The following is a 24,355-nucleotide window of genomic DNA, read 5'->3' as shown; positions in this document are numbered from 1 at the left end:
TTGATATATATTTTGTTAAAGTTAGCTAAATATTTGCGACTTATCTGTCAATCAAACAAAACTTCATTTTCACCATTAGACTTGTACCTAAATGTTAGCGATGGTCCAGTCAATCTCCTTCTGCCCTGTTTGGCGTAAGAACTCATTAGTCCGGGAAAAAGGCTTGCTGCCAAAAAAACCACTGTTGGCAGAAAACGGACTAGGATGCGGCGATTTTATGATGTAATGCCTTTTTTGAGTGATGAGCTCCTGCTTTTGCTGAGCAAATCTCCCCCATAAGATAAAGACGACCGGTTTCTCCCTTTCATTCAAGATTTCTATGATTCTATCAGTAAACTTTTCCCATCCTAATCCTTTATGCGAGTTGGGTTTTCCCGCCTGTACCGTAAGCACCGCATTAAGCAGCAGCACTCCCTGCCCCGTCCATTCCGTTAGAGATCCATGATTTGGTACCTCGCAGCCTATATCATCATGCAATTCTTTATAAATATTTCTCAATGAAGGCGGTATGGCCACCCCTGGCTTGACGGAGAAACTAAGTCCATGAGCCTGTCCCTTTCCATGATAGGGATCCTGTCCGATAATCACCACTTTTGTATCCTCAAAGGAAGTAAAATGGAGTGCATTGTATATATCATTCCTATCAGGATAAATTACTTTGTTTTGGTATTCTTCCTTTAGTATTTGCCGCAAACGCAGATAATAGCTTTCTGTGAATTCCCGTTCTAGTAAAGGAGCCCAGTCATTTTTTAAAGTAGTCATTACATAAACACTCGTTTCATTTTTTGGTTGTCTATTTATTGTAAATACCGGTAGAAGATGTTATCAATGTCAAAAAACATTATTTCTTTAATTGCTTGAATAAAAGAATAGAACTAGGAAGTCATTTTTGTGTATCTCCCTTTTCTACATCATCAAATACCCTATCAGGAAATGAGGTAAACATTAGGAGGTCACCTGTAGTGGCGATGATTTGAATTTTGCAGCAGTTTAACCATGCTTCTTGGGAATCTAACAGTCATGGTAAATTTTATCCAAGATTTCTTAATTGAAATATTTTATCAAGGGGCGTATTCTATGAAAGTTATTGTTTTTTTAGTGATAGGACATTGGCTCCAAAGTTTATGAGCCAGTTAGTTAGTTCAATGAGGGAGAAGGGCTTTGATGAATGGAAAATGGTTTTTAATGATGGCAGGCTTAATCATAATTTGGAGTGTTTCTTGGCCCATTTATAAACTTGCATTGGTATTTACACCTCCATTGCTTTTTGCAGGGATGCGGTGTTTGTTTGGCGGCGTGCTCCTAGGTGCAGTCATTTGGAAAACACGTGCCCGCATTCAATGGCGAAAGAATTGGAAAATATATATTGTTACCGGCACTTTAAATATTGCGTTGTTTTATGGGCTGCAAACAGAGGGTCTTAAATTAGTACCATCGGGTTTATTCTCTGTAATTGTCTATTTTCAACCTATTTTAGTAGGTCTCCTTGCTTGGCTATGGTTAGGCGAGTCGATGACACTAACTAAAGTATTGGGGCTGCTTCTAGGGTTTCTTGGAGTCATTTCGGTCAGCGCAGAGGGATTTTCCGGCCATGTCTCAATTTTAGGTATTATATTTGGTTTATTTTCAGCCCTTTCCTGGGCGTTAGGGACGGTTTACACAAAAAAAAATGCTCACTCGGTTGATTCTCTTTGGATGGTTGCTTTCCAGTGTTTAATTGGGGGATGTATTCTTATGATAGCCGGACTTTCGTCTGAAAAATGGACTAGTATTGTCTGGAATGATACTTTTTTATGGGGACTTTCATTTGGTACAATTCTCGGGATCGCGATATCATGGATTCTGTACGTCATGCTTGTGAAAACAGGGGACGCAAGTGTTGTGGCAACATTTACATTTTTAGTTCCAATGCTCGCAGTTGTCATAGGAACTTTATTTTTGAACGAACCCTTTACGAAACTCTTATTTTTAGGAATTGTACTGATTGTGGCTAGTATTTATCTCGTAAATAGGAAGCAGACCACGAAACAGGCTGTCATTAAAGGGAAAATTGGAGCTTAATATTTCAGAAGGAAACCGAAAGCAGACCCTCGTTTAATTGTTATAAGTTTGACAAGCACCGAGCCCCAAAATCACCAAAGATTTTAGGGCTCGGTTTTATGACCTTTATTAAATAATCTGTTCCAACACATTCTGTTCAAATGGCAGCCTTAAATCAGGTATTTCCAAGAAATTCTTTATTGCCAGGGTACAGGCGCCCAATACACACGCATTTCTCCCAAGCCTTGATAGTAAGAACTCTTTATAATTACTAATGGAGGATTTTAAGTTTGTTTTAATTTTACTCTCAACATCAGGAAACAATTGCAATAATTCACTATTAAACACTACTGTATCAGGATTTAATATATTTATTATATTATTTAAACCGATAGAGATATACTTAATAAACACGTCCATCTGAGTCATAACTATTGGATTTCTTAATTCAATTAGATTTTCAAGCTCTTTATAAGTCAATTTGGTTTTATTTAGTTTTTTAGATAATTGTTTAAAAAAGCTGACTTCTGAAGTGTAAAGCTCCCAGCAGCCTGAATTACCACAATTACATAATTCCCCATTAGGATTAATGATCATGTGGCCCATTTCACCTGCGTATCCTTGATATCCTTTTACTAATTCACCATTAATCAAAAATCCTAGGCCTATTCCAGAATACATACTGATGCTGATTAAGTTCTCACTTCGATGGCAATTAAAGACCTTTTCCGCAAATGCACATAAATTTGCATTATTTTCAATATAAACGATCATACCTAAATTTTTCTCTAAATCGCCCTTTAAATCCTTGTTATGCCATTGATGCTGTGGAACAAAGCCGATGGTTTGGTCACTCTTCACAGTTCCATGAATTCCAATGACTACGCCAACAATCCCAAATCGACTATTAGAATATTTTTCTTTATATTCTCTAATATGGTCGATTAATATTTGAAGAATCTCTTTATAGTTTGAGTTTTCTACCTTTAAAGTTTCAGAATGAACTGGATTCCCCAGAATATCGGATACAGTAAAAGTTATAGTTTGATAGTCTAAATCAACTCCTAAAGCATAACCAGCATCCGCATTTAAAGATAGCATGATTGGCTTTCTTCCAACATGGTTATACTCCTGCTGCGATTCAACAATTATCCCTTCTTTTAGTAGATTTGCTACCTGTACAGAAATAGTAGCTTTAGTTAAGTTAGTTATAGTAGATAAATCGGCCCTCGAAATTTTTCCATGTTCGATAATTTTACTAATAATCAAGCTTCTATTTATCTTCTTAAGATAAGTACCTACGCCTATTTCCATGAAGATCACCCTTCTACTCATAAAAACATCTATCTAACGTATTGACATGCTACATTAATATGTTAGTCCATGACCCAGTCTATAGATTTCCTAACAAACAGAATGTTTCCAGTGCGAAATCATTATTTATTTTCGATTCCCTAAATAGTATATAGATTTATAGTAGCAATATTGAATGCGTTTTCACATCCAATATTGCTATCTTTTATATAAAATTGCGTAATGGCTTTAAATATTTTTATAATTATTTACAATCTGACTATCGTCAGATAGAATACTTTTTATATCTGAAAGGATATATTTCAATTTTGAGGTGATATTTATGTCTGACCAAATCGATTCAGCTGCAAAAGTAAGCTTATGGACCCGTTCTTTCCTCTTTATTATGGCAGCAAACGGCTTGCTGTTTATGGCGTTTGAAATGTTGCTTCCCACCTTGCCCTTGTTTGTATCAAGCATTGGAGGTGAAGCTTCCCAAATTGGCCTGATTACAGGGATTTTTACAGTTTCAGCTATTCTTGTCCGTCCATTTTCTGGGATACTCACAACAAGATTCAATAAAAAATATCTACTGATTTTCGGGATGGCAATTTGTGCACTTTCAACAGGTCTTTACTACCTGGCGTCAGATGTTTGGATGCTTCTTGTTATTCGTTTAATTCATGGGATTGGATTTGGATTAGCAACCATCTATATTACAACCATTGCGGCTGAAAATATGCCTAAGGAGCGAATGGGTGAAGCTATGGGTTATTTTGGTGTTGGGGAGACCATCGCTATTTCTCTAGGACCGGTAATAGGGGTTAGTCTGTTACAATCCTTTAATTTTAACGGAATGTTTTGGAGTGCTATGGCGATTTCTCTCTTAGCAATATTATTCGCCTGTTATACTTCTAGAAAATCTGAGTTTAGTAATGAAAATGGAACTGAAAACCATACTCCTTCAAAATTCAAATGGGTTGAAAAACGAGTATTGCTCCCTTCTATTCTTATCTTTATGACAGGAATAGCTGCTGGTGGAGTCATGTCCTTTACGGCTTTATACGCAGTAGAAAAAGGATTCCACCTTGTTGCATGGTTTTTCTTTCTTTCCGCAGCGAGTGGTCTAGTGGTGCGGGTGATATCTGGAAAAATGTTTGACCGTTACGGACCTGGGGCAGTTTTAATACCCTCAGGATTGATTACGATAGCGGGGTTTATTGTGTTATTATTAGCACATAATGAACCCCAGTTTCTTATAGCCGGATTCCTATATGGCTCAGGATTTGGGGCTATTTTCCCAGCACTTCAAACATGGTGCTTAAACATGGTTGAAATATATGAACGCGAAAATTCAATTGCCTCCTTTTTTAATTTCTTCGATTTTGGTTTAGGAGGAGGTTCACTTATTCTTGGTATCGTTGCAGAAGCATTTTCATACCAGTCAGTATATTTCGTAGCTATAATCGCTTATTTATTGTTTCTACTTATCTATATAATCTATACTGCCAGTAAAAATAGACAGATATCCGCTGCAAAAAATCAGAAGGTTTCACTTTTTCGCTAATGGAGGTAATATGAGCAAAGAACAGATTAAAAAAGTCGCCATAAAACATTTTAACCAATTTGGTTTTGATGGAACTAAGATGGCTCAAATCGCTGAAGAGGCTGGAATTCGCAAACAATCCCTTTCCTACCACTATCCAACAAAAAAAGTGTTACTTATGGAAGTATATAAAGAGGTAATCGAAGAAGAATGTGCCTTTGTTCGTCACTATTTTGAAGAACATAAAGAAGAACCATTAGAAAAACAGTTATATGATTTTATCACTGAACATAAGAATCGTTTTTTGACAGAACCTAATGTTACCTTAATGTACTCATTATCATTCATTACACCATTAGAGGTGCATGATTTTGTACTCTCACAATTCCGGATGTACTTAACAGCGTTAAAAGAGGTACTAAGATTATGCTTTACCCAGCATAAGAGTAGATTAAGCCCTGAAGAATGTACGATTGCTTTTGTTACGATGCTGGATGGTCTAGATATTCAATTAGTATATGAAACACGCCTGGCTTACGAAAGAGCCCAAAAGATCACATGGGATATTTATTGGAGAGGTATCCAATAGATGCCTGCTTAACATTCAAAAAGAGGCCATGAAGTTAATCATGTGCCTCTTTTTTCTTACTGCCTTTATATTCTGTTGCTGTCATTCGTGTTACTTCTTTAAATACCTTACAAAAATAATTATAGCTGCTAAAGCCTACTTGGATACCAATATCCGTAATCGATAACCGCCCTTGCTCAATGAGAAAAATGGCCTCATCGATCCGCTTTTTATGAATATAATCAATCACACTTATTTGCACTTCCTGTTTAAATTTCTTTGCAAGATAGGTTCGATTAAATCCAATTTCATCAGCTATAGTTTGCACATTTATTGGTTCATTAAAGTAGAGATTTATATACACTAAGGCTTTCCTTACGACAGGACTATATCCTTTAACTGCAAAGTTCTTTACCGCCTCACAATATTCTTCTATCATACTGAATTCGACTGTATCTAATTCCGACATAGACACAGCCTCCTCAATCCTCAACGCGAATTTATCGGAAATTGCATGTAAATATTGTGGTTCAACTCCTCCTTTAGCCGCAGCGATCCTATACAGGGTATTACTCGAAAAGGTAATATTCTTTCTTGCCCTTAATGGATTCCCTGGGACTCTATATAAAAAATCACCTGTATATTCAGGCAATGCTTTCATGGCATTTTCTTTATCCCCAGTTTCAATAAAATGTAAAAACTTCTTTTCTGCCTCATACCTTAGTTTAATGTCCAAGCCCTTCCGATCATAATCCTCTAGCTGTAACAATGGCTGATCGCGCTTATCTCTGTTATTCATCATAATAAATTGAGAGTCAATATGCGGGTTAACTATTAGATTTACTAACATATCACCGACTGCTAGGTATGATTGTCCTAAATAGACTAATGATTTATAAAACTTTTCTAAAGGGTTGAACCAGGTATTTTCAAGACGATTGTTCCTAATTATATTCCATAGAAATGAGTCATTAACTCGCTCATTTAAGAAAGGACCAACTAAAATAATTTCTGCAACCTGTGCTTCTTCATGGTTACCAACCGCGAAATACGAGAGTTGAAAAGAATCTGTATGAAAACAAAAACTATTTTTATTTGCCTTTTCTAGCGCCCGTTGAAGATCAGAGTAGATTCTTTTTCTTGCTTCAACCAAAATGAGCGGCTCATTATCACTAGATAGGTGAAAAATCGTTTGAAACTGGTGATCAAACACCTGAACATCTATATTAAAAGCATTTTTAATAAGCAAACATTTACTTAGAAGTTCATCCATTATAATCACCTTTCGAATCCTTTACCACATTGATATCTAGATCATAGTAAGAATGGAAAAATTAATTTTTTTTGCAAAGTCTCAATTTTATAAAAAAAACAACAAAATTGGATGTGAAAACGCTTTATTCTCTTTATTATTTGAATATGTTAATGATACCAATTAACGGTTAAGCCAACAACAAGTTTAAGTTTAAGTAAGGTTGGGTCATTTTGGTCATTTTACTTTAGAAAAAGACTCGAATAAAGGAGGTAATGGATGATAATTTGAATCTTCAATTGGTTTGTTTAATAAATTAACTAATTAATTGAAATCTCTCTAGAAAGGTCTGTTAATGTACTTTTTTCAATAGGATTTGAAAGGGATTTTACAGTCAATACTTTAACGCTTTTTGGAACACCAGCAAACAGGAATAATTCTAATTTCAATCAATCTTATATTACTAAAACTGAAAGCGTTTTACGAATTCTTATCATATTTAAGAATAATGGGGGTAACACTAATGCAACAATTTGGATTGAAAGACAAAATCGGCTACATGTTTGGAGATTTTGGCAATGATTTCTTCTTTGCAATCGTAACTTATTATTTGATGGTTTTTTATACGGATATTCTTCATATCAGCCCTGCAACTGTTGGTGTCCTCTTTTTAACGGCCCGATTATGGGATGCGGTGGCTGATGTTACTTGGGGACGTTTTATTGATTCTAGAAAAGCTGGGATAAATGGTAAATTTAGACCGTGGATTTTAAGAATGTCAATCCCGCTTGTGATTTCAGGTGTATTGATGTTTGTGAAAATCCCGGGTGTATCAGATGGTTTTCATTTAGCATGGGCATTCGTTACGTATATTTTATGGGGAACTCTTTATAGCACAGTCAATATTCCATACGGCTCAATGGCATCTGTGGTGACAGATAATCCGAATGAACGTACAAGTTTAGCCACTTGGAGAACAGCAGGTGCAAACTTTGCCTGGTTAATCATTGGGGCTGCATCTCCATTTATCTTTTTTGTTAATAATCAGGCAAATGCAAATCGTTTTCTAATGGGGGCAGTAATTTTTGCTATCCTTTCTCTTGCTTGCTACATGGCATGTTATAAATTATCAACTGAACGAATTGAAATGAACGCTAAAACTCAGGAAAAAGTTAACCTTGGAAAAACCTTAAAAGGTGTTTTGAAAAATAAAGCATTGTTGGTGCTTCTGCTTGCTGCCTTGGTTTTACTTGTTGTTACTATGCTCCAAGGAACTGTTCAAACGTATTTACTGAAAGATTACTTTGGTAGTGCCACAACCTTAAGTATCATGACCACTGTCCAAACTGTTCTAGCATTCGTAGCTATACCCTTAATCACTCCATTAGCGAAAAAGTTTGGAAAAAAAGAAATGTCCGGTATATCGATGGTGATTTCTGGTGTTGTGTACACTGCAATGTACTTCATGCCAAATATGGGTCTAACAACATTTATTGTTCTTTCATCTCTTGCTTACTTTGCACTTTGTTTCTTCAATACAGCAATTTGGGCATTTGTAACAGACTGTATTGATTACCAGGAACTATTAACAGGCATAAGAGAAGATGGAACGATCTATTCGATTTATTCCTTTTCACGCAAAGTAGGCCAAGCTGTAGCTGGCGGTCTTGGTGGTTTTGCCCTTTCCGCTGTTGGATACGATGCTACGCTTAAAGCACAAACAGCAAGTACACTTCATGGGATTTTCTCACTTAATACAATTATAATGGGAGTTGGCTATGCTGTAGTAGGATTAATCATCCTATTCTTGTATCCATTAAACAAAAAACGCACACTACAACTAACCGTTGATTTAACAGAAAAAAGAAAAGCTCCGCTTGAATCAAGCGGCAAACCAGCTTAACGTTTGGAAAATCAAGGGGAACCTATTAATGGGTTCGAGTTAATCTAAAAAACAAATATGACACGAAAAAGACGTCCGAACCTCCAATTGTTCGATACGTCTTTTTTCTTTTTTAAGAAATGTACATCAGAAAAAATGTTGTCTCCAAACTATGAAGGTTTTGTTAATTATTGAACCTTTGCATAATAAGCTCTGCTAAGTAACTTGGGCTATAAGGGGTCCCTTCTTGTATCCACCATGTAATGATGCCAAGTGACGAGGCAACAAGAATCTCTTTGGGCAATTGGAACGACTGCCCTTTTTCTCTGCGATTTACTTCCGAATAAGTGACGATATCTAACAAGATACCAAACACTCTTTTGCGGAAATCCTTGTTTTCGAGCATTACATTGTAGAGTCTGGCATTTCGATAAAAATGCTCAAGAAAGGAGACCAGCTTTCCCGGAGGTGTTTGAACTTTCATGGTCCGTTGCCCCTCCGGTGAAGATTTTATTGTATCATTTAGATCTTCGAATACTTCCTCAATCATCTGCTCCATTAGATCGTGAATATCGTGATAGTGAATGATTAAATTCCTTTCCCATTTGTTATTTAATTGACATGTTGTCGTTTGATTGATAGTGTATCAATAAATTAAATACTACCATGAGAATAGTGGTAAAACCATAAACACTTTTTGATTAAATGTAAACTAATCAACATTCTATAATGTGTTTGTCGATAAAGTTGGAAATTATAGACGAAGGACTGATAAGATGTCTAATCAAGAGAAGTTAAAGACCGATCCACGAATCAAACGGACAAAGAAAATGTTTAAAGAGGCACTCATCTCATTGATTCAGGAACACGAAGATGCAAGTAGATTGACAGTACAAATGATTGCGGACCGAGCTGAATTAAACCGGGCGACGTTCTACTGTGAATCAATCAATAAAAAAAGGGCCTCTACTTTTCGTCTTATTGTTAGGCTCATTTTTATCCGTGTTAAATCAAACAATTTTAAATGTGGTATTACCTGATTTGATGAAGGAATTTGAGGTCTCAGCCACTACCATTCAATGGCTGTCAACTGGTTTTATGCTCGTAAATGGAATCTTAATTCCGGTAACAGCCTTTTTAATGCAGCGTTTTACCACTCGGCAGCTTTTTATTAGCTCGATGGTTTTATTACTTGTGGGGACCTTCATCAATGCCATTGCCCCAAACTTCGCTCTTTTATTAACTGGCAGGCTAATTCAAGCTGCCGGAGCAGGTATCATTATGCCTCTATTAATGACCGTTACTCTTACAGTGTTTCCCGAAGAAAAACGGGGGACGGCAATGGGGATGCTCGGACTTGTGATGATTTTTGCACCAGCAATTGGTCCGACTTTAGCTGGATTCATTATTGAACACTTTTCATGGCGCTGGTTATTTATTGGCATGTTCCCTCTTGTCGCCATCGTGATTGCTTTATCCTTAAAATATCTAGTAAACGTATCGGAAACCTCTAAACCAACTCTCGATATCACCAGTATAATTATGTCTACCGCAGGGTTTGGTGCATTGCTTTATGGGTTCAGCATTGCAGGCGACAAAGGATGGGGAAATGTTTTGGTTTTGAGCTGTATAACAGCAGGTATATTATGTTTAATACTCTTTTGCTGGCGGCAGCTGGCTTCGAAGAATCCATTGTTAAATATCCGAGTCTTCAGAATCAGAATGTTCACCATGACCACCATTGTTAATATTTTGGTGACGATGGTCATGTATGCGGATATGATTTTATTGCCTATCTACTTGCAAACAAGTAGAGGATATACCGTTCTTGAAACGGGACTGCTATTACTGCCTGGTGCTCTCATTAATGCGATCATGTCTCCGATCACCGGCAGGTTATTCGATAAATTTGGGGTAAAACCGCTTGCGATAATTGGGTTAATCTTTATTATTTCGGCCTCATGGGGAGTTACCGATTTAAGTGAAACGACTAGTTATAGTTATTTGCTAATTCGAACTATTATCTTGCGAATTGGTATGTCTTTCATTACGATGCCGATTACTACCGCAGGGCTAAATGCTCTTCCGAAACACCTGCATTCCCACGGTTCAGCTGTCTCTAACACGGTCCGCCAGGTAGCGGGTTCAATTGGAATTGCACTGGTGATCACCATTATGACAACCAGAGCGAAAAGTCATGCTACTGGGCTCATTCTTTCTGGTAAAGGGCTGTCTAAATCTCAGCTAATGATGGAATCTTCTATACTTGGCACAAGTGATGCCTATATTTTCACGGTCATTTTGGTCATCATCGCCTTCCTTTTGACTTTATTAATGCCTAGAAAGGGAGCGGCGAAGCAAGAGAAAACCATAATAGAACGGCAACACACTACGAAGCCTGCTGAAGAAAGTTGAATTTTCGAAGGAAGTAAAATAAAGTATATGTAGAAAATTTAATGGTTATAGTAACCGACGCTGGCTGGACCTCAGCTTTTTAATTAAAGAAAGAAAAAACTGACTCTACCATCAGAAAAATGGATTGGGTCAGTTTTTTTCAAATTATTAATAACCATTCGTGCCAAGCTTAACTAATATACTGTTTTTTCCTCAAAAGACCGTTAGCGAACCACGGAATCCCCTGGCAGCATAGTAGGATTCTGCTCCATTGTGGTACTTAAAGACAGTGTCATAGCGACGATCACAAAAGATGGCCCCGCCGAGTTTTCTAATATTCGCAGGTGTTTTCACCCAGCTCGATGTTTTAGTATCGAAATTCCCAAGTTCCTGCAGCTCCCGGTATTGTTCTTCCGTTAAAATCTCAATACCCATGTCAGCAGCCATATCAATAGCGCTGTTTTTTGGTTTGTGTTCTTTCCTCGACTCTAGCGCTTCACGATCGTAGCAAACACTTCTGCGGCCTTTAGGACTTTCCGCTGAACAATCATAAAAAATGTATTCGTCTGCCTTTATATCATAGGCAACAACATCCGGTTCACCGCCGGTTTTTTCCATTTCATTAAGCGACCACAGTTTTTCCGTATTCGTTTCTAGCTTTGTTTGTACTTTAGCCCATTCGAGTCCATTATGGCGATTCATGTTTTTCTCAAAACGGGCTTTTAATGTTTTGAGTATTTCTTCCTGTTGTTCTGGTGACAACTTCCTTTTATCATTTTCCATACTAAAACCCTCTTTGTATAATATGATTAGAACTACCTTTTTTAGATTACTTCATTTGCCCCGAGAGAATTCGCTTACTTTTCAGAAATGGTTCTTTTTGGTTACTTCATCTACTATTTTCTTATACCTTCTTCATTTTGTCGATAAATAATAAATGTTTAAATTTAGTAGGGTTTTTTTTAAGATAAAAGGAAAATCTTAAGATGATCTGGAAATGAAGGCAAATGGTTATTTAGGAAGTAATTGCTTCTATAGAGGGGTATGGATACGCAGTGAAATGGAGGAGTTTACAGAAAACTTCTTAAAACATTAGCCAAAGTACACTCTTACACTCCCTTCTACTTTTGCTGTTGTTAAACAATTTTGGATAAAATCCAGGATTTGTTTTTGGTCCCAAGGAAAGAACTCCCTTCTTACCAGAGAAAAATCACCTTTTTTACAAAATTGCTTGTAGGCATTCAGAGCCTTTTCAATTTGTTGTATGGAGAAGGTAGTACTGCCGCCTGATCCACTAACTCCTGCATAGTAGTTATTTGCATCAAGCACATTATATAGTATGGTAGCATTATAATTCCCCATGCTAAATCGAGCATAAGCAATTTCTTCTCCTGCTTTATTGAATCCTGATATATCGTGGCCCATTATTAATTTTCCTCCTTCAAATCTAAATTAACTTATCAGAAATAAATAGTCTTAGGAAACTTATATATTTGGTTTACCTATCCTTTCAGGTCTATTTTTTTATTAAACAATTTGTTTGGAATAACACGGAAGAAATGGATGTTAAAAGAGAAATACGTGAAGGTTCAATAAGAAGGTTGTACATAAACGTTGTATCATTAAAAGTTGTATTTATTCTTCGAGGGCATCATAAAATCATCGTTTTGATGGGGAAAATGATGAAGAAAAGATTCGCCATAATTTTAAAAATAATTATTTTTATTGGCATATTTCCATTTTGTTACCTCCTCCCGATAAAATAATATCACATTAGATTTCATATAATTTAGTCTTTTCAAAAGCTTTTCTACAATTATGTGAACATAGTAGTAAATCATTAAAATAAACGTAATAGAAATGGCCTGTATCGCCGACGATTACTTGGTAATCCACGATACAGGCTCTTTTACTTATTGAACTTTTTTTATCTGGAGTAGTCACTAGTAATAATAGGAGACCTTCAATTAAAAGTTTTATTATTCGCCGATTCCTTCAAGACTATTTAAAAAGTTATCAAGCAATTCACGCACTTCATCTGTTGACTTTGTATTCATTAATTGATTTCTTAATTCACTTGCCCCTCGAAACCCTTTGACATATATCTTAAAAAAGCGATGAAGAGCAGTGTACGGACGCAGCCCTAAACTTGAATATTGATCATGGAGATCTAAATGCAATCTTAAGAGATCAAGTAATTCCTTACTGCTATGATCTTTCGGTTCTTTTTCAAAGGCAAAAGGATTATGGAAAATACCACGTCCAATCATAACCCCATCAATACCATATTGATGAGCAAGCTTCAAGCCAGTTTGACGGTCAGGAATATCCCCATTGATTGTCAAGAGTGTATCCGGTGCCACCTGGTCTCGAAGTTTCTTAATTTCCGGGATTAGTTCCCAATGAGCATCTACTTTGCTCATTTCCTTTCTTGTCCGCAGATGAATGGAAAGATTAGCAATATCCTGTTTCAATATGTGTGTCAGCCAGTCGCGCCATTCGTCTACCTCTGTGAAACCAAGCCTTGTCTTTACACTAACGGGCAATCCTCCTGCTTTTGCTGCTTGAATTAATTCTGCAGCAACTTCTGGACGAAGGATAAGGCCGCTTCCCTTTCCATGTTGTGTCACATTAGGTACGGGACAACCCATATTGATATCTATACCTCGAAACCCAAGTTCCGCCATACCAATACTCATTTGCCGAAAATATTCAGGCTTATCTCCCCATATATGGGCTACTATCGGTTGTTCATCCTCTGTAAAAGTCAAACGCCCCTTCACACTTTGTTTTCCCTCTGGGTGACAATAACTCTCCGAATTTGTAAACTCTGTAAAAAACACATCAGGTCTGGCTGCCTCGCTTACTACGTGGCGAAAAACAACATCTGTCACTTCTTCCATTGGTGCCAGTATAAAAAATGGTCGTGGTAAATCACGCCAAAAATTATCTATCATATCAAATTCAAATCCTCTCATTACGGGATATCTGTGCAAGCCTTGTTCCCCAAAATAAAAAGCAAGGATTCCCCTGCTTCTTCTACCCTGATACGTGCTTAAGCACTTTTATCAAGCTATAGTAAATATACATTTTAATATTATCAAATAAAAAGTGCAAAGGAAAATAGGGAAGTTGAGGTAATTTAGGAAAAAGGTATAGACAAATCGTTCAGGTTTCAGCATTGCTAATTTTTTTCCTAATCAAAAAAATAGTGCCTGTCACCACCGAAATTAGTCGATAGGAGTGACAGGCACTGGCCATTATATATTATGAGAGGCGGGCTTGGTTCCTTGTTTTGCTAATTCTTGAGGATTTCTAACTACTTTCCCTTCAGAGCCCTCATATTCACGGCCCCATCCCGTTATGACCGAGGATAATAGCACCAAAAACAGTACCATGGAATAAATCATACCGCTTGAGACCTGTGTTAGTAAAAGCGGTTTAACAAAATCATATCCTTTCGACAGCAACGCACCGAGGAATACAAAAACACTTAAAAAAGGTATAACCAGCACAATAGCATTAGCGAAACCATCCAATAGATAGGCACGTCGGTATGGATGCAATCCTACACGTTTACCAATCTCATTCTGTACTTTTCCAAATGTCGTCATTGATGCACTAGTCACACCACCGAAGAGCAAGGTTGTAAACGAAATACCTAACATCATAGCAATTTCTGCACCGCGGACTGTCTTACCCATTTTGCTGTTAAGTATGCCATTTGTCACCTTTTCTAGCACACCGGCACCGTTGAGTACACCCATTATTCCATAGACAGAAATAACCAGCGTAACCGTTGCCATCATGCTGCTGATGCCGCCCGTTAGGAAACCTTTCGGTGCACCATCCTTAACGGAGATAACATTGTCGAACGTTAGAAGGTGAAACGCTAGGCCTGTTATTGTTCCTAAAATAATCCCTATAGTTATAGCTTTATAGATATTGCGGGTTTTGATAGCGATAATTAACATGACGACGACCGGAACCAGCATAACCAGTGAGTTTGGATTCATGTTCTTGGCAAGGATATCCGAAGCGCCATCGCCTACCGTGCCGCCGCCGCCGAGCATCCAGAACAGAACAAAAGAGATAGTACCTGCGACCAAGGAATATTTCAACCGGCTGGCAACACAGCCGCCCACTTCAGCAAAACCTTCTTTTTTTGTATATTCTTGCGTTCCTGCAGAGATGATGGTGGTATCTGATATCGGTGCTAAGTTATCACCAAAGATAGAAGCACTGACGAGTGCACCTGCAAGAACGGCAGGATCGCTTCCCAACAATACCCCAGCCGGGTAGAAAATAGGGAAGCAGGTAAACATTGTTCCAATCGATGATCCGGTGGCAGTCGAAATCATACAAACTGCCAGGAATGTAAACGCCGTAAATAATCCTCCATCCACACCCAAGAGGTTTGCAAGCCATACGAAACCCGACGAAATGTTTGTAGATTTTATCAATTCCGAGAACATCCCGATGACGAACAGAAGGATTAAAATCGGGACGGCCTCCTTTACACCTGCATAGACTGAATCCCAGTATCGATCGTAGTTGCCCTTTTTGGCAAAAATGGCACCGACCATAAGTGCTACGAAAGCGCCCATTGCAAGAGCATACATTTCAAATGCTTTAAAAACGATAAAATACAATATGCAGAAGAACAGAAAAATCACAACTGGAATAAACGCAACTCCCCAGCCGCCTCTAAATTCAAGTTTTTTATCCATATAAAACCCCCCTTTTAATAGTAAATTTTTACTCTGGTAATTTTGGAAAGCTGGAATATTTATTCTTCGTTTAAATTCATTTTCATAATATTACGATATTTCGAACCAATTGTCCGCTCTAACTCAAAAGGTTCACCCTCTACTATTGGATACTTGTCTAAGAATTGTTTTATCTCATCCATATCAGACTTGTCGAGTTCGAATGTAAATATTTGCGCATTTGAATCAACGTGCCTGCTATTTCTAACTCCAATAATGGAAGCTCCGACACCTTGCTGATTTAATATATACTTTGTTGCAATTTGTGAAACCTTGACAGAATGTTTATTAGCGATTCCTTGCAGCAATAACAATAATTCTTGATAGTCATCCCAACCTAAGGTATCCTCAATTACCTGAAAATATTTTACATGTGAGCGCGTTTCTGGTTGAATAGAAGTTTGTCCAATCCATTTTTCCGCTATCATACCTCCTGATAATGTACCATAGCACAGCAGAGAAATTCCCTTGCTTTTACAGTAATCTAGTAACTCTTTTTCTGGACGTCTATCAAAAACCGAGTATTGACTTTGACAGGACACAACAGGGATACCGGCATCAACAAGTTCGGCCAAATGCTTCGTATCAAAGTTTGTAACGCCGATATTACGGATCTTTCCTTTTTCTTTAAGTTTCAATAGATCTCCCGCTGTCTCAACATAGCCGGGCACATTGTAATCCCACCAATGAAACTGAACAAGATCCAATACATCACGTTTTTGACGTTTGAGACTTCTGTCTATTATTTTTTCGGTGTAACTGTAATCGACCTCACGAAGCAAGTTGATATCCGGTACATACTTGGTATGAACTTGGATATCATGTGGTGAAAGGGTACTCCCTGTTTTTAGTTCCGTTAAAAATTCACCTAGAAATTCTTCAGTACCTGTATAGATATCTGCACAATCAAATGTCGTAAATCCTTTGTCAGCAAGCATATAGAAGGCCTTCATGACATCTTTCATATCCAATTTCGTTTCTAAACTATGACCTTCTGATAATTGCCAACAGCCGTTGATCACTCTATTGATTGTATAATCTTTTGCTAATTCGAATCGTTCTGCCATTATTCTCGATCTCCTTTATGTATGGGTTCTATTGTGCATACAGCATGACTAAATTCCTGAGTTCCGATACGAGTTATTTTAAATTTGGCACCACAGTTTGGGTCCGGGCAGGCAATGAGACTATCAGACAACATCCAGTCATTAGCATGTAATGCCCGCTGCTTTGCAGGAAGCAGTGGCAAAATAGCGCTTAATGCATACATGGAAAATGAATTAGTTTCCGGAAAGATCAGGTTTTCCCCTATAACCAAGAAATAGTCACCTTCCTTATGACTGCAGACCATTGGTTTATCAGTAGCCACCACCTCTACTTTTAAGTTAAATAGTGTAAATCTATCATCCATCACACCTTCTCCTTTACAGTTGTTTGGGCTCATAAAATAAATAAAAAACACCTGTCCTTAAATATAATTCAAGGACAAGTGTTAACTTGCGGTACCACCTTGTTTGATATGTATCATACATACCCACTCTGCAGGGTGTTGTTTTCACACCCTTAGCCCCATAACGCTGGCTTTGCGTCTAAGCTACTAAAAAAATTCTTTCACTTCGCCCTCTGAGGCCCAATTGCTGTGACTGCATCTGTCCGGCTTACACCATCCCGGATTCGCTAAGAGATCGTTTAACAGTTTTACTCCCTCGTCTTTGGTTTATAAGAATGTTAGCACCCTATTTTTCTATTGTCAACAATAATTTCCAATATTAAGATAATTTAAAATATTACTCCTCAGGTTAGTTTCCCCAGACACTCAAGGTGACTAGAGTGTCTGGGACAACGTGACCAGAACTTTACGACTCTAACAAAAATTTCTTTAGGATGCAAAGCCCTTTCTCCAATTCAACAGAGTCCTTAGGAGATGTTAGTGAAATACGAATAAATTGAGGTGATTCATCTTTTTTGACCAAGAAACGATGTGAATGATAAACATGGATTCCCTGGTTTAAAGCAATATCCTCAAACTGGTTTAGCTGCCATTCTTTATGCAATGGTAACCAGCGAAAAAAACTAATCGGGTTTTCGCTCGGATGATTGATTTGAAAGTATTTCTGGTAAAGATGGTTCCGTTCTTGCGAAATTTCCCGCTTCTTCCTAATAATTTGTTCAGCAGCCCCTGTATTAATTAATTCTGTGATAATTTCAGCATTTAAGGCAGATGTTTTTACATTGAGATTGAAAATTCCATAGGTGATTTTTTCAACAAATTGATTGGCGTAAGCGATAAAGGCAACGCGGATACCAGAGCTGAGTGATTTGGCAATACTCAGGATATAAACAAACCTTTCCGGTACAAAATGTGAAATAGGGAAATAGCCTGTTGGTGCCAGGAAAGAGTATACATCATCCTCTATCAAAATAAGCCTGTGTTTATTAATGACCTCTGCTATTTCCTTTCGGCGGTTCATATTCATTGATACAGCAGTAGGATTGTTGCAGGAGGGGCTCAAATAAATTCCCTGCAATGGATTTGTTCTGCAGACGGCATCCAATCTCTCCGGCTTCATGCCTAACTCATCCCCCTCAATAGGGATTAATTGGATATTTAGTATTTTGGCCAGTTCAATAAAATTAGGATAAGTATAGATATCGACCGCTATTTTATCTCCCGGATGAAACAAGGCCATTAGAATAAGCGAAAACGAGTTTTGCCCTCCTGAAGTGATCGCTATATTTTCAATGGGTACATCCATGTTAAAGCGCTGCATCCACTTTTTAGCTGCCATTCGGTGGTAAGGCATTCCCAACGGATGTCTGTAATCTAATAAATTTTCCAGATAATCTTTGGTGGCAATGTTTTTAATCGCTTGTGCGACGAATGCGTTTGTGCTGTCAAGGGGCTTGATGATCCCCATCTCTATATAATTCTTATTCTCATCACTGTCCGCCATAAAGATCGCATTTTTTATATTGGGCGTAACAAAGGTTCCTCTTCCCGTAACGGCATAGATGAATCCTTTCATCTCGCATATTTTAAATGCTCTTGTGACAGTGCTTAGGTTTATATCAAGATAGTCTGCAATTTCTCGCTGAGGAGGAAGTTGCGTATTGGGTGCGAGAAAACCATTGAGTATATCATATTCCAGCAGACTGGCAATCGATCGATATAATGGAGCAGCAAGCTGATTTTTATCCGGCTTCCACGACATAGGATAATTTTCAAATGAATTAACTGGCATATAACACCTCGCCCGAAAAATTGTATTGCATACAATTATATCATTGAAGCCATACAATAGGGATGATAAAGTAAATTTACATACAATTTCTTATAAGTGGGTGAAAGATTTGAACATCAGTGATAACACGTTTTTGCGGGAAGAAAGCAGCTTCCTTGCCGGTGTAAAGGATTGTCTGCCCACTGTACTTGGATACTTAAGTATTGGCTTTGCGGCCGGTGTTGTGGAAAAAACAGCAGGACTATCGATTGTTGAAATTGGACTCATTTCCTTACTTTTATACGCTGGTTCAGGTCAATTTATTGCAGCCGCGATGATTGGAGCTAATAGTCCAACTCTAGCGATTATTTTTACTATTTTCTTTATTAACCTCCGCCATCTTTTAATGAGCGCGGCTATATCGCCTTATTTCCGTCATCTTACACCCTTCAAGAATATATTTATCGGTTCTTTACTTACCGATGAAACATTTGGTGTAGCAATGAATGAAGCAGCAAGTAAAAAATGGCTTAGCGAAAAATGGATGTATGGGTTAAATATAACTGCTTATTTAAATTGGTTTATTGCTAATATTGCAGGAGCAATTTTCGGAGAATGGATTTCGAACCCGGAAAAATTCGGTCTTGATTTTGCATTGCCGGGTATGTTTATTGGCCTGCTTGTCCTGCAATTGATCAGCCGAAGAAAATGGATGAAAGATGTTCTTGTTGCACTAACTGCTGTTGCTATTGTTGTAGGGGTAAGTTTAGTGGCATCTGGAAGTGTAGGTGTTATTGTGGCGACTATCATTGCCTCTAGTGTAGGAATGGTGGTGGAAAAATGGAAGTAAGATGGTCCATCTTTTTAATTATTTTAGGCTCAGCCCTTGTAACATTCATTCCAAGAGTACTTCCAATTGCGATCTTGAGCCGTGTTGAACTGCCAGAATGGACCATGCGGTGGTTGAACTACGTTCCCATTGCCGTTATGGCAGCCTTAGTGGGGCAAGAATTACTAATGCCAAACGGAAAATTGGAACCTTTGCAAAAAAACCTTGAACTACTCGCCGCTTTGCCTGCTTTTATGATTGCGATTGTCACACGCAGTTTATTAGGAACTGTTGTCGCTGGAATCCTCTCTATAATGGTCTTACGTTTTGTGTTTTAACTTGGTAAAGTACTGCTGTAATAAGGGAAGAGGGGCTGTTCACAAAGTTATTTTCCAACACTTCGTGAACAGCCCCTCTTCGTTATTCTCCAAACATCTTGAGTATTAACAATTATTCATTTTGATTAAGCCAATCATTGTTATTGGAGCTTTTGCTATTTTATTTTAACATGGTAGCTTGGAGGAATTCTTTTGTACGTTCCTCTTTTGGATGATCAAAGAATTCATTTGGCCGATCTCTTTCGATAATTCTCCCATCGTCCATAAAGACAATCCAATCAGCAACCTCACGAGCGAAGCCCATTTCATGCGTAACCACTACCATCGTCATTCCTTCATCGGCTAACTCTTTCATGGTTGTCAATACCTCACCAACAAGCTGCGGATCAAGGGCAGATGTCGGTTCATCAAAAAGCATGATATCGGGCTTCATCGCCAGCGACCTGGCAATTGCCACACGCTGCTTTTGACCGCCTGACAATTTGCTAGGATAAACATCTGCCTTATCCTCAAGACCCACCTTTTGGAGCAGCTCCTTTGCTTCAGCAATCGCCTGGTCTTTAGGGATTTTCTTTACCATGATAGGTGCTTCCATGACATTTTCAAGAACAGTTTTATGCGGGAATAGATTAAAGTGCTGGAAGACCATCCCCACCGTTTGGCGGACATTATTAATATTGTGGGTTTCCGGGCTAATCTCTTCCCCGCGGATTGAAATTCTCCCACCATCCCTTTTTTCTAAAAAGTTCAGGCAGCGCAGCAGCGTACTTTTACCAGAACCAGATGCTCCGACCAAGCAGACAACTTCACTTTCATACACGGACATGTTTATATCTTTTAATACATGTAAACTGCCATAAGATTTATGTAAGTTTTCTATTTTTATCATTTCTCGTTCATTCACGCTATCGTCCTCCTATCGATCACTAACGGCCAATCTCTTTTCGAACAGGCTCACCAGCATCGTTAATACTGCAACAAGTATGAGATAATAAACGGCTACTATTAACAAGTAGGTCATTTCATCGAAATTATTGGAACCCAGTGTCGTTGAGACATTGAACAATTCATTCATGGAAATAAAGGCGGCCAGAGATGAATCCTTAAGTCCAATAATAAATTGGTTTCCAAGGGGAGGCAGTGCCCTCTTGAAAGCCTGTGGAAGAATGATACGGCGCATTGCTAGTATTCTGGTCATACCGAGAGATCGTGCCGCTTCCATTTGCCCCTTATCAATGGACTGAATTGTTCCCCTGAAAATTTCAGCAATATAGGCACCGTTATGGAAGGCGAGTGCCAGAGCCGCCGCCCAAAAGTCAGGAATGAGGAAAATTCCGCTGAAGCCAAAATACAGAATGAAAATCTGAACTATAAGCGGAGTTCCCCTTACTAGGAATACATACGCATTTGAAATATATTCCAATACTTTAATCCTCGATATTTTTAAAAGAGCAAAAAATAATCCAAATAAAATCCCAATTAAAATAGAAACAACCGTAAGCTTTAATGTCAACAGCGCTGCATCTATGAAAAGGTTTTTGCTGCTGATCAACGTATGTAAAAAGTGAGAAAAACTAGGCAAAATAACAACATCCTTTCTTTCTAATGATCAATCTATTATTCTGGTTTTTTCGTAATATCCTCACCAAAATACTTTTGACTGATCCGTGATAGTGTTCCATCGTTACGAAGTCTTTGAAGTGCGTCATTAATTCGCTTAAGCAGCTTTGGATTATCCTTCGGAACAACAATAGCCTGCTCGCTTCGCTCGATTAACTGCTGCCCCTGAATCTTGAACCCCTCTTTTTTTGCACTTTTACCAGTGACAAAATCGGTAATAACGGCGTCATGCCGGCCAATACTTAGCGCTTTTAATGCCGTAATATCACTGTCGTACATTTTAATATTGCTGGTATACTTTTTGGCTGTATCCGCATAAGTGGAGCCCTTTGCAACGGCAACTTCTTTTCCTTTTAAGTCATCTACTGTTTTAATATTGCTGTCAGGTCTTGTGAAAATCTGTGGACCTGAGTAATAGTAGGGTGTGGAAAAGTTAACTTGTTTGGCACGCTCTGGGTTAATGGTGTGGCTGGCAACGGCTGCGTCTGCCCGTCCCGTTTTAATGCCCTCGATGAGTCCTTTGAATTTCATCCTCTTTTGGACTGGTTTAAGGCCCAGTTCTTTTCCAACTGCGTTTCCTACCTCAATATCGAAACCGGTCATCGATAACTCATCATTTTTAACATAGCTAAAAGGCTTAAATTCTCCTGAAGCTGCAAAAATGAATTTCTGCTTATCTATCAGCTTTGTTCCATCTGCCAGCTGATCCTTTTGGATACAGCCAGTCAGCATCCCCATTAGAAACAAGCACGATAGTATCATTATGTATCGTTTTTTCATGCTTGATGTTCTCCTCTCTCGTTCAAGCTATACCGTTTCTTTCCCGGCATTTAAGAAAAGGACTGCCCTTCTGCTTGTGAAGCAGAAGAACAGTCCCCTGATTTTCATTCACGAAGCTCGAAAGTTTTGCAAGCTGTTTCTTCCACACTATCAGCCTCGCTGCTGCCGTGTGAACCGATCACATAAATGGAGTCAGCCACACATTGGTCGCCATCAGCCCAATACTTGCAATTTTTAACATTACATTTCACTTCTATTTTCATATTGTGCCACCCCCTCTAATAGGTTTTCTTTTTTATTACCCCCTTCTAAGTTGCTTGAAACAAGAGGTTCCCACCAGTGCTTTGCCATTGCCAAAGCAGCCTCATCATTTAGAAGCTTTTATTCTCTTTAAAGATCATGTATTTTCTTTCCCTTTGGTGTAGCGTCGTTTTTATGATGTAAGTGTTCAGACATAAGTAAAAAGGCTCTCACCATATATGAGAGCCTTGACTTAATATCCATCATGAGTGTAAATTAATTCTCCTTTACAATACTTTGTTTATCCTTTAAACTAAGTATACAAATGCTTTAATTCAACGAGAAAAGAGATGTTTTTAATGAATTCAGATTTGAAAAAGCTGTTCCTTCTTCAATCGGTTTTTTTGAGCATAACCGGGTACAGCACCATTTTTATCAGTTATTATTTCTGGAAAAACAGCACCACACTCGGACTACTGATTGCCTTCAATGGCTTAAGTTATTTTTTGTCGTGCTTTGCATATACAATCGGAACATATTATCTATTTAAAAATAAGTTAAAAACAAGCTATTATTTAAGCGCTTTGTCCGCCATCATCCTTTTTATTGTCCTGCTTTTAAGTTCTTACTTAAATCATATAGTTCTTCTTGTCATCTCATCTGCTTGTTTTGGCTGTGTTTTTGGTTTCTTTTATTCGTCTTCCAATTACGCGTTAAGTGTTCTATCAACTCGATCAGAACTCGATATCTTTAATTCGCGAATTGGTTATGTAAAGAATATCTTAATGATTATACTTCCGCTCATTAACTCTTTTTTCATTTATTATTTTAATTTCACGGTTTCCTTTTGTTTTATGCTTTTGATTTCAATTTTTTATTTTGTTGCGGTCACAAAAATGCCTTCCATTGAAGCTGAATTTAAATCCAACTTCGTCCACGATTATAGGACTGTTAAAGTATCTAAACAAATGGTGCCATTTGGGATCATTACTGCAGGCGTTTTAGAATGTATGGCGTGCCTTCAAGTCATTTTGATGGTGGTTTTATCCAAAAATGCACTTTATGTATCGTATTTGAATGTGTTAAATATTGTGGTTTTAACCATTGGCATTGTATATATAACGAGATTGAAAGAATTGAAAATGGAAAAACAGTTTGTGATTTATACCCTAATTAGTATCGCGTTCATTCTGATCACCGGCTTCGCACAATTAAAACCACTTTATTTTGTGGCAATGGTCGGACTTGTGATTTCAGTTTACGTGTACGGTTACACAATGGACAATACCTTTTTCCGATATTTAAACGGCATGAAAAAAGAAGATCAAATCGTGATTCTTTTGAAACGTGAATTCTTAATCACACTTGGCCGTTCGATAATATATCTGCTGTTGTACCTGTTTGTTCAGTCGATTCATTCTCCTTACCTTCCTTATTTGGCGCTTGGAGTGATGCTTGTACTTGTTTACTCACTTATTAGATTTAGAAGATTTGATCATGAACATGAACAACAGCTAGCGGGGTAAAAAAATTACGTTTATAGGGAAATTAACGAAAGTACTCTGCAGAAAATATATTCTGAT

At 37.9% G+C, this 24,355-nt stretch carries 24 protein-coding genes; 9 read left to right on the top strand and 15 right to left on the bottom strand.

Annotated elements, in window-relative coordinates:
* Positions 1-87: 87 nt before the first annotated feature.
* Positions 88-762, bottom strand: coding sequence for a uracil-DNA glycosylase (locus L1999_RS04895; RefSeq protein ID WP_235742546.1), 675 nt, complete (start codon positions 760-762; stop codon positions 88-90).
* 402 nt (positions 763-1,164) lie between these two features.
* Between L1999_RS04895 and L1999_RS04890 the strand changes: the two genes are divergently transcribed.
* Positions 1,165-2,061: a DMT family transporter gene (locus L1999_RS04890; RefSeq protein WP_235742545.1), complete on the top strand. Its 897-nt coding sequence runs from the start codon at positions 1,165-1,167 to the stop codon at positions 2,059-2,061.
* 108 nt (positions 2,062-2,169) lie between these two features.
* On the opposite strand, the gene L1999_RS04885 is transcribed toward L1999_RS04890, so the two are convergent.
* A complete protein-coding gene (locus L1999_RS04885) occupies positions 2,170-3,354 on the bottom strand; it encodes an ROK family transcriptional regulator (RefSeq protein ID WP_235742544.1) in 1,185 nt (394 codons plus the stop codon).
* 322 nt (positions 3,355-3,676) lie between these two features.
* On the opposite strand from L1999_RS04885, the gene L1999_RS04880 reads away from it, so the two are divergent.
* Positions 3,677-4,900: an MFS transporter gene (locus L1999_RS04880; RefSeq protein WP_235742543.1), complete on the top strand. Its 1,224-nt coding sequence runs from the start codon at positions 3,677-3,679 to the stop codon at positions 4,898-4,900.
* Positions 4,901-4,910: 10 nt separating this feature from the next.
* Positions 4,911-5,468: a TetR/AcrR family transcriptional regulator gene (locus L1999_RS04875; protein WP_235742542.1), complete on the top strand. Its 558-nt coding sequence runs from the start codon at positions 4,911-4,913 to the stop codon at positions 5,466-5,468.
* A gap of 34 nt (positions 5,469-5,502) precedes the next feature.
* Here L1999_RS04875 and L1999_RS04870 read toward each other — a convergent pair whose 3' ends face one another.
* On the bottom strand, positions 5,503-6,720 hold the full coding sequence (locus L1999_RS04870; protein WP_235742541.1) for an AraC family transcriptional regulator: 1,218 nt from the start codon (positions 6,718-6,720) through the stop codon (positions 5,503-5,505).
* A 502-nt stretch (positions 6,721-7,222) separates the two neighbouring features.
* Between L1999_RS04870 and L1999_RS04865 the strand changes: the two genes are divergently transcribed.
* Positions 7,223-8,602: an MFS transporter gene (locus tag L1999_RS04865; RefSeq protein ID WP_235742540.1), complete on the top strand. Its 1,380-nt coding sequence runs from the start codon at positions 7,223-7,225 to the stop codon at positions 8,600-8,602.
* Between the two features lie 163 nt (positions 8,603-8,765).
* On the opposite strand, the gene L1999_RS04860 is transcribed toward L1999_RS04865, so the two are convergent.
* Positions 8,766-9,065 carry a TetR-like C-terminal domain-containing protein gene (locus L1999_RS04860; protein ID WP_235742539.1) on the bottom strand — a complete coding sequence of 100 codons (300 nt, stop codon included), beginning with the start codon at positions 9,063-9,065 and terminating at the stop codon, positions 8,766-8,768.
* 292 nt (positions 9,066-9,357) lie between these two features.
* Between L1999_RS04860 and L1999_RS04855 the strand changes: the two genes are divergently transcribed.
* A complete protein-coding gene (locus L1999_RS04855; RefSeq protein ID WP_235744505.1) occupies positions 9,358-9,621 on the top strand; it encodes a hypothetical protein in 264 nt (87 codons plus the stop codon).
* Complete coding sequence (locus L1999_RS04850; protein WP_235742538.1) at positions 9,521-10,996, top strand: DHA2 family efflux MFS transporter permease subunit; 1,476 nt, start codon at positions 9,521-9,523, stop codon at positions 10,994-10,996. Before L1999_RS04855 ends, L1999_RS04850 begins: the two co-directional genes overlap by 101 nt.
* A gap of 192 nt (positions 10,997-11,188) precedes the next feature.
* Here the strand turns inward: L1999_RS04850 and L1999_RS04845 are convergent, their stop codons facing one another.
* From L1999_RS04845 to L1999_RS04815, 7 genes are all read right to left on the bottom strand, one after another.
* Positions 11,189-11,758, bottom strand: a complete 570-nt coding sequence (locus L1999_RS04845) for a DUF4256 domain-containing protein (RefSeq protein ID WP_235742537.1) — start codon at positions 11,756-11,758, stop codon at positions 11,189-11,191.
* 309 nt (positions 11,759-12,067) lie between these two features.
* Complete coding sequence (locus L1999_RS04840) at positions 12,068-12,400, bottom strand: hypothetical protein (RefSeq protein ID WP_235742536.1); 333 nt, start codon at positions 12,398-12,400, stop codon at positions 12,068-12,070.
* A 554-nt stretch (positions 12,401-12,954) separates the two neighbouring features.
* Positions 12,955-13,932 carry a tRNA dihydrouridine synthase gene (locus tag L1999_RS04835; RefSeq protein ID WP_235744254.1) on the bottom strand — a complete coding sequence of 326 codons (978 nt, stop codon included), beginning with the start codon at positions 13,930-13,932 and terminating at the stop codon, positions 12,955-12,957.
* A gap of 303 nt (positions 13,933-14,235) precedes the next feature.
* Positions 14,236-15,705 carry a Na+/H+ antiporter NhaC family protein gene (locus L1999_RS04830; protein WP_235742535.1) on the bottom strand — a complete coding sequence of 490 codons (1,470 nt, stop codon included), beginning with the start codon at positions 15,703-15,705 and terminating at the stop codon, positions 14,236-14,238.
* A 59-nt stretch (positions 15,706-15,764) separates the two neighbouring features.
* Positions 15,765-16,811 (bottom strand): aldo/keto reductase, encoded by a 1,047-nt coding sequence (locus L1999_RS04825; RefSeq protein ID WP_235742534.1) that lies wholly within the window; start codon positions 16,809-16,811, stop codon positions 15,765-15,767.
* The gene (locus L1999_RS04820; RefSeq protein WP_235742533.1) at positions 16,811-17,155 is read right to left on the bottom strand and encodes a TIGR04076 family protein; all 345 of its coding nucleotides are present in this window, start codon (positions 17,153-17,155) and stop codon (positions 16,811-16,813) included. The genes L1999_RS04825 and L1999_RS04820 overlap by 1 nt, the downstream gene beginning before the upstream one ends.
* 445 nt (positions 17,156-17,600) lie before the next feature.
* On the bottom strand, positions 17,601-18,986 hold the full coding sequence (locus tag L1999_RS04815) for an aminotransferase-like domain-containing protein (RefSeq protein ID WP_235742532.1): 1,386 nt from the start codon (positions 18,984-18,986) through the stop codon (positions 17,601-17,603).
* Positions 18,987-19,095: 109 nt separating this feature from the next.
* On the opposite strand from L1999_RS04815, the gene L1999_RS04810 reads away from it, so the two are divergent.
* Both L1999_RS04810 and L1999_RS04805 read left to right on the top strand, forming a co-directional pair.
* Positions 19,096-19,815, top strand: a complete 720-nt coding sequence (locus tag L1999_RS04810) for an AzlC family ABC transporter permease (RefSeq protein ID WP_235742531.1) — start codon at positions 19,096-19,098, stop codon at positions 19,813-19,815.
* Entirely contained in the window at positions 19,806-20,132 is a 327-nt protein-coding gene (locus tag L1999_RS04805) for an AzlD domain-containing protein (RefSeq protein WP_235742530.1), read from the top strand. Before L1999_RS04810 ends, L1999_RS04805 begins: the two co-directional genes overlap by 10 nt.
* 160 nt (positions 20,133-20,292) lie before the next feature.
* Here L1999_RS04805 and L1999_RS04800 read toward each other — a convergent pair whose 3' ends face one another.
* From L1999_RS04800 to L1999_RS04785, 4 genes are all read right to left on the bottom strand, one after another.
* Positions 20,293-21,036 carry an amino acid ABC transporter ATP-binding protein gene (locus tag L1999_RS04800; protein ID WP_275677369.1) on the bottom strand — a complete coding sequence of 248 codons (744 nt, stop codon included), beginning with the start codon at positions 21,034-21,036 and terminating at the stop codon, positions 20,293-20,295.
* A 12-nt stretch (positions 21,037-21,048) separates the two neighbouring features.
* Positions 21,049-21,714, bottom strand: a complete 666-nt coding sequence (locus tag L1999_RS04795) for an amino acid ABC transporter permease (protein ID WP_235742529.1) — start codon at positions 21,712-21,714, stop codon at positions 21,049-21,051.
* A 35-nt stretch (positions 21,715-21,749) separates the two neighbouring features.
* A complete protein-coding gene (locus tag L1999_RS04790; protein ID WP_235742528.1) occupies positions 21,750-22,532 on the bottom strand; it encodes a transporter substrate-binding domain-containing protein in 783 nt (260 codons plus the stop codon).
* A gap of 104 nt (positions 22,533-22,636) precedes the next feature.
* Positions 22,637-22,795 carry a DUF1540 domain-containing protein gene (locus tag L1999_RS04785; RefSeq protein ID WP_235742527.1) on the bottom strand — a complete coding sequence of 53 codons (159 nt, stop codon included), beginning with the start codon at positions 22,793-22,795 and terminating at the stop codon, positions 22,637-22,639.
* 336 nt (positions 22,796-23,131) lie between these two features.
* Between L1999_RS04785 and L1999_RS04780 the strand changes: the two genes are divergently transcribed.
* Positions 23,132-24,298 (top strand): MFS transporter, encoded by a 1,167-nt coding sequence (locus L1999_RS04780; protein WP_235742526.1) that lies wholly within the window; start codon positions 23,132-23,134, stop codon positions 24,296-24,298.
* The last annotated feature ends 57 nt before the right edge of the window (positions 24,299-24,355 follow it).

This window comes from Neobacillus drentensis (assembly GCF_021560175.1).
In the GTDB taxonomy this organism is placed as follows: Bacteria; Bacillota; Bacilli; order Bacillales; family Cytobacillaceae; genus Neobacillus; species Neobacillus drentensis_A.
The sequence above is the reverse complement of the archived record's forward strand: the minus strand, read 5'-3'. Positions and strand labels throughout refer to the sequence as shown.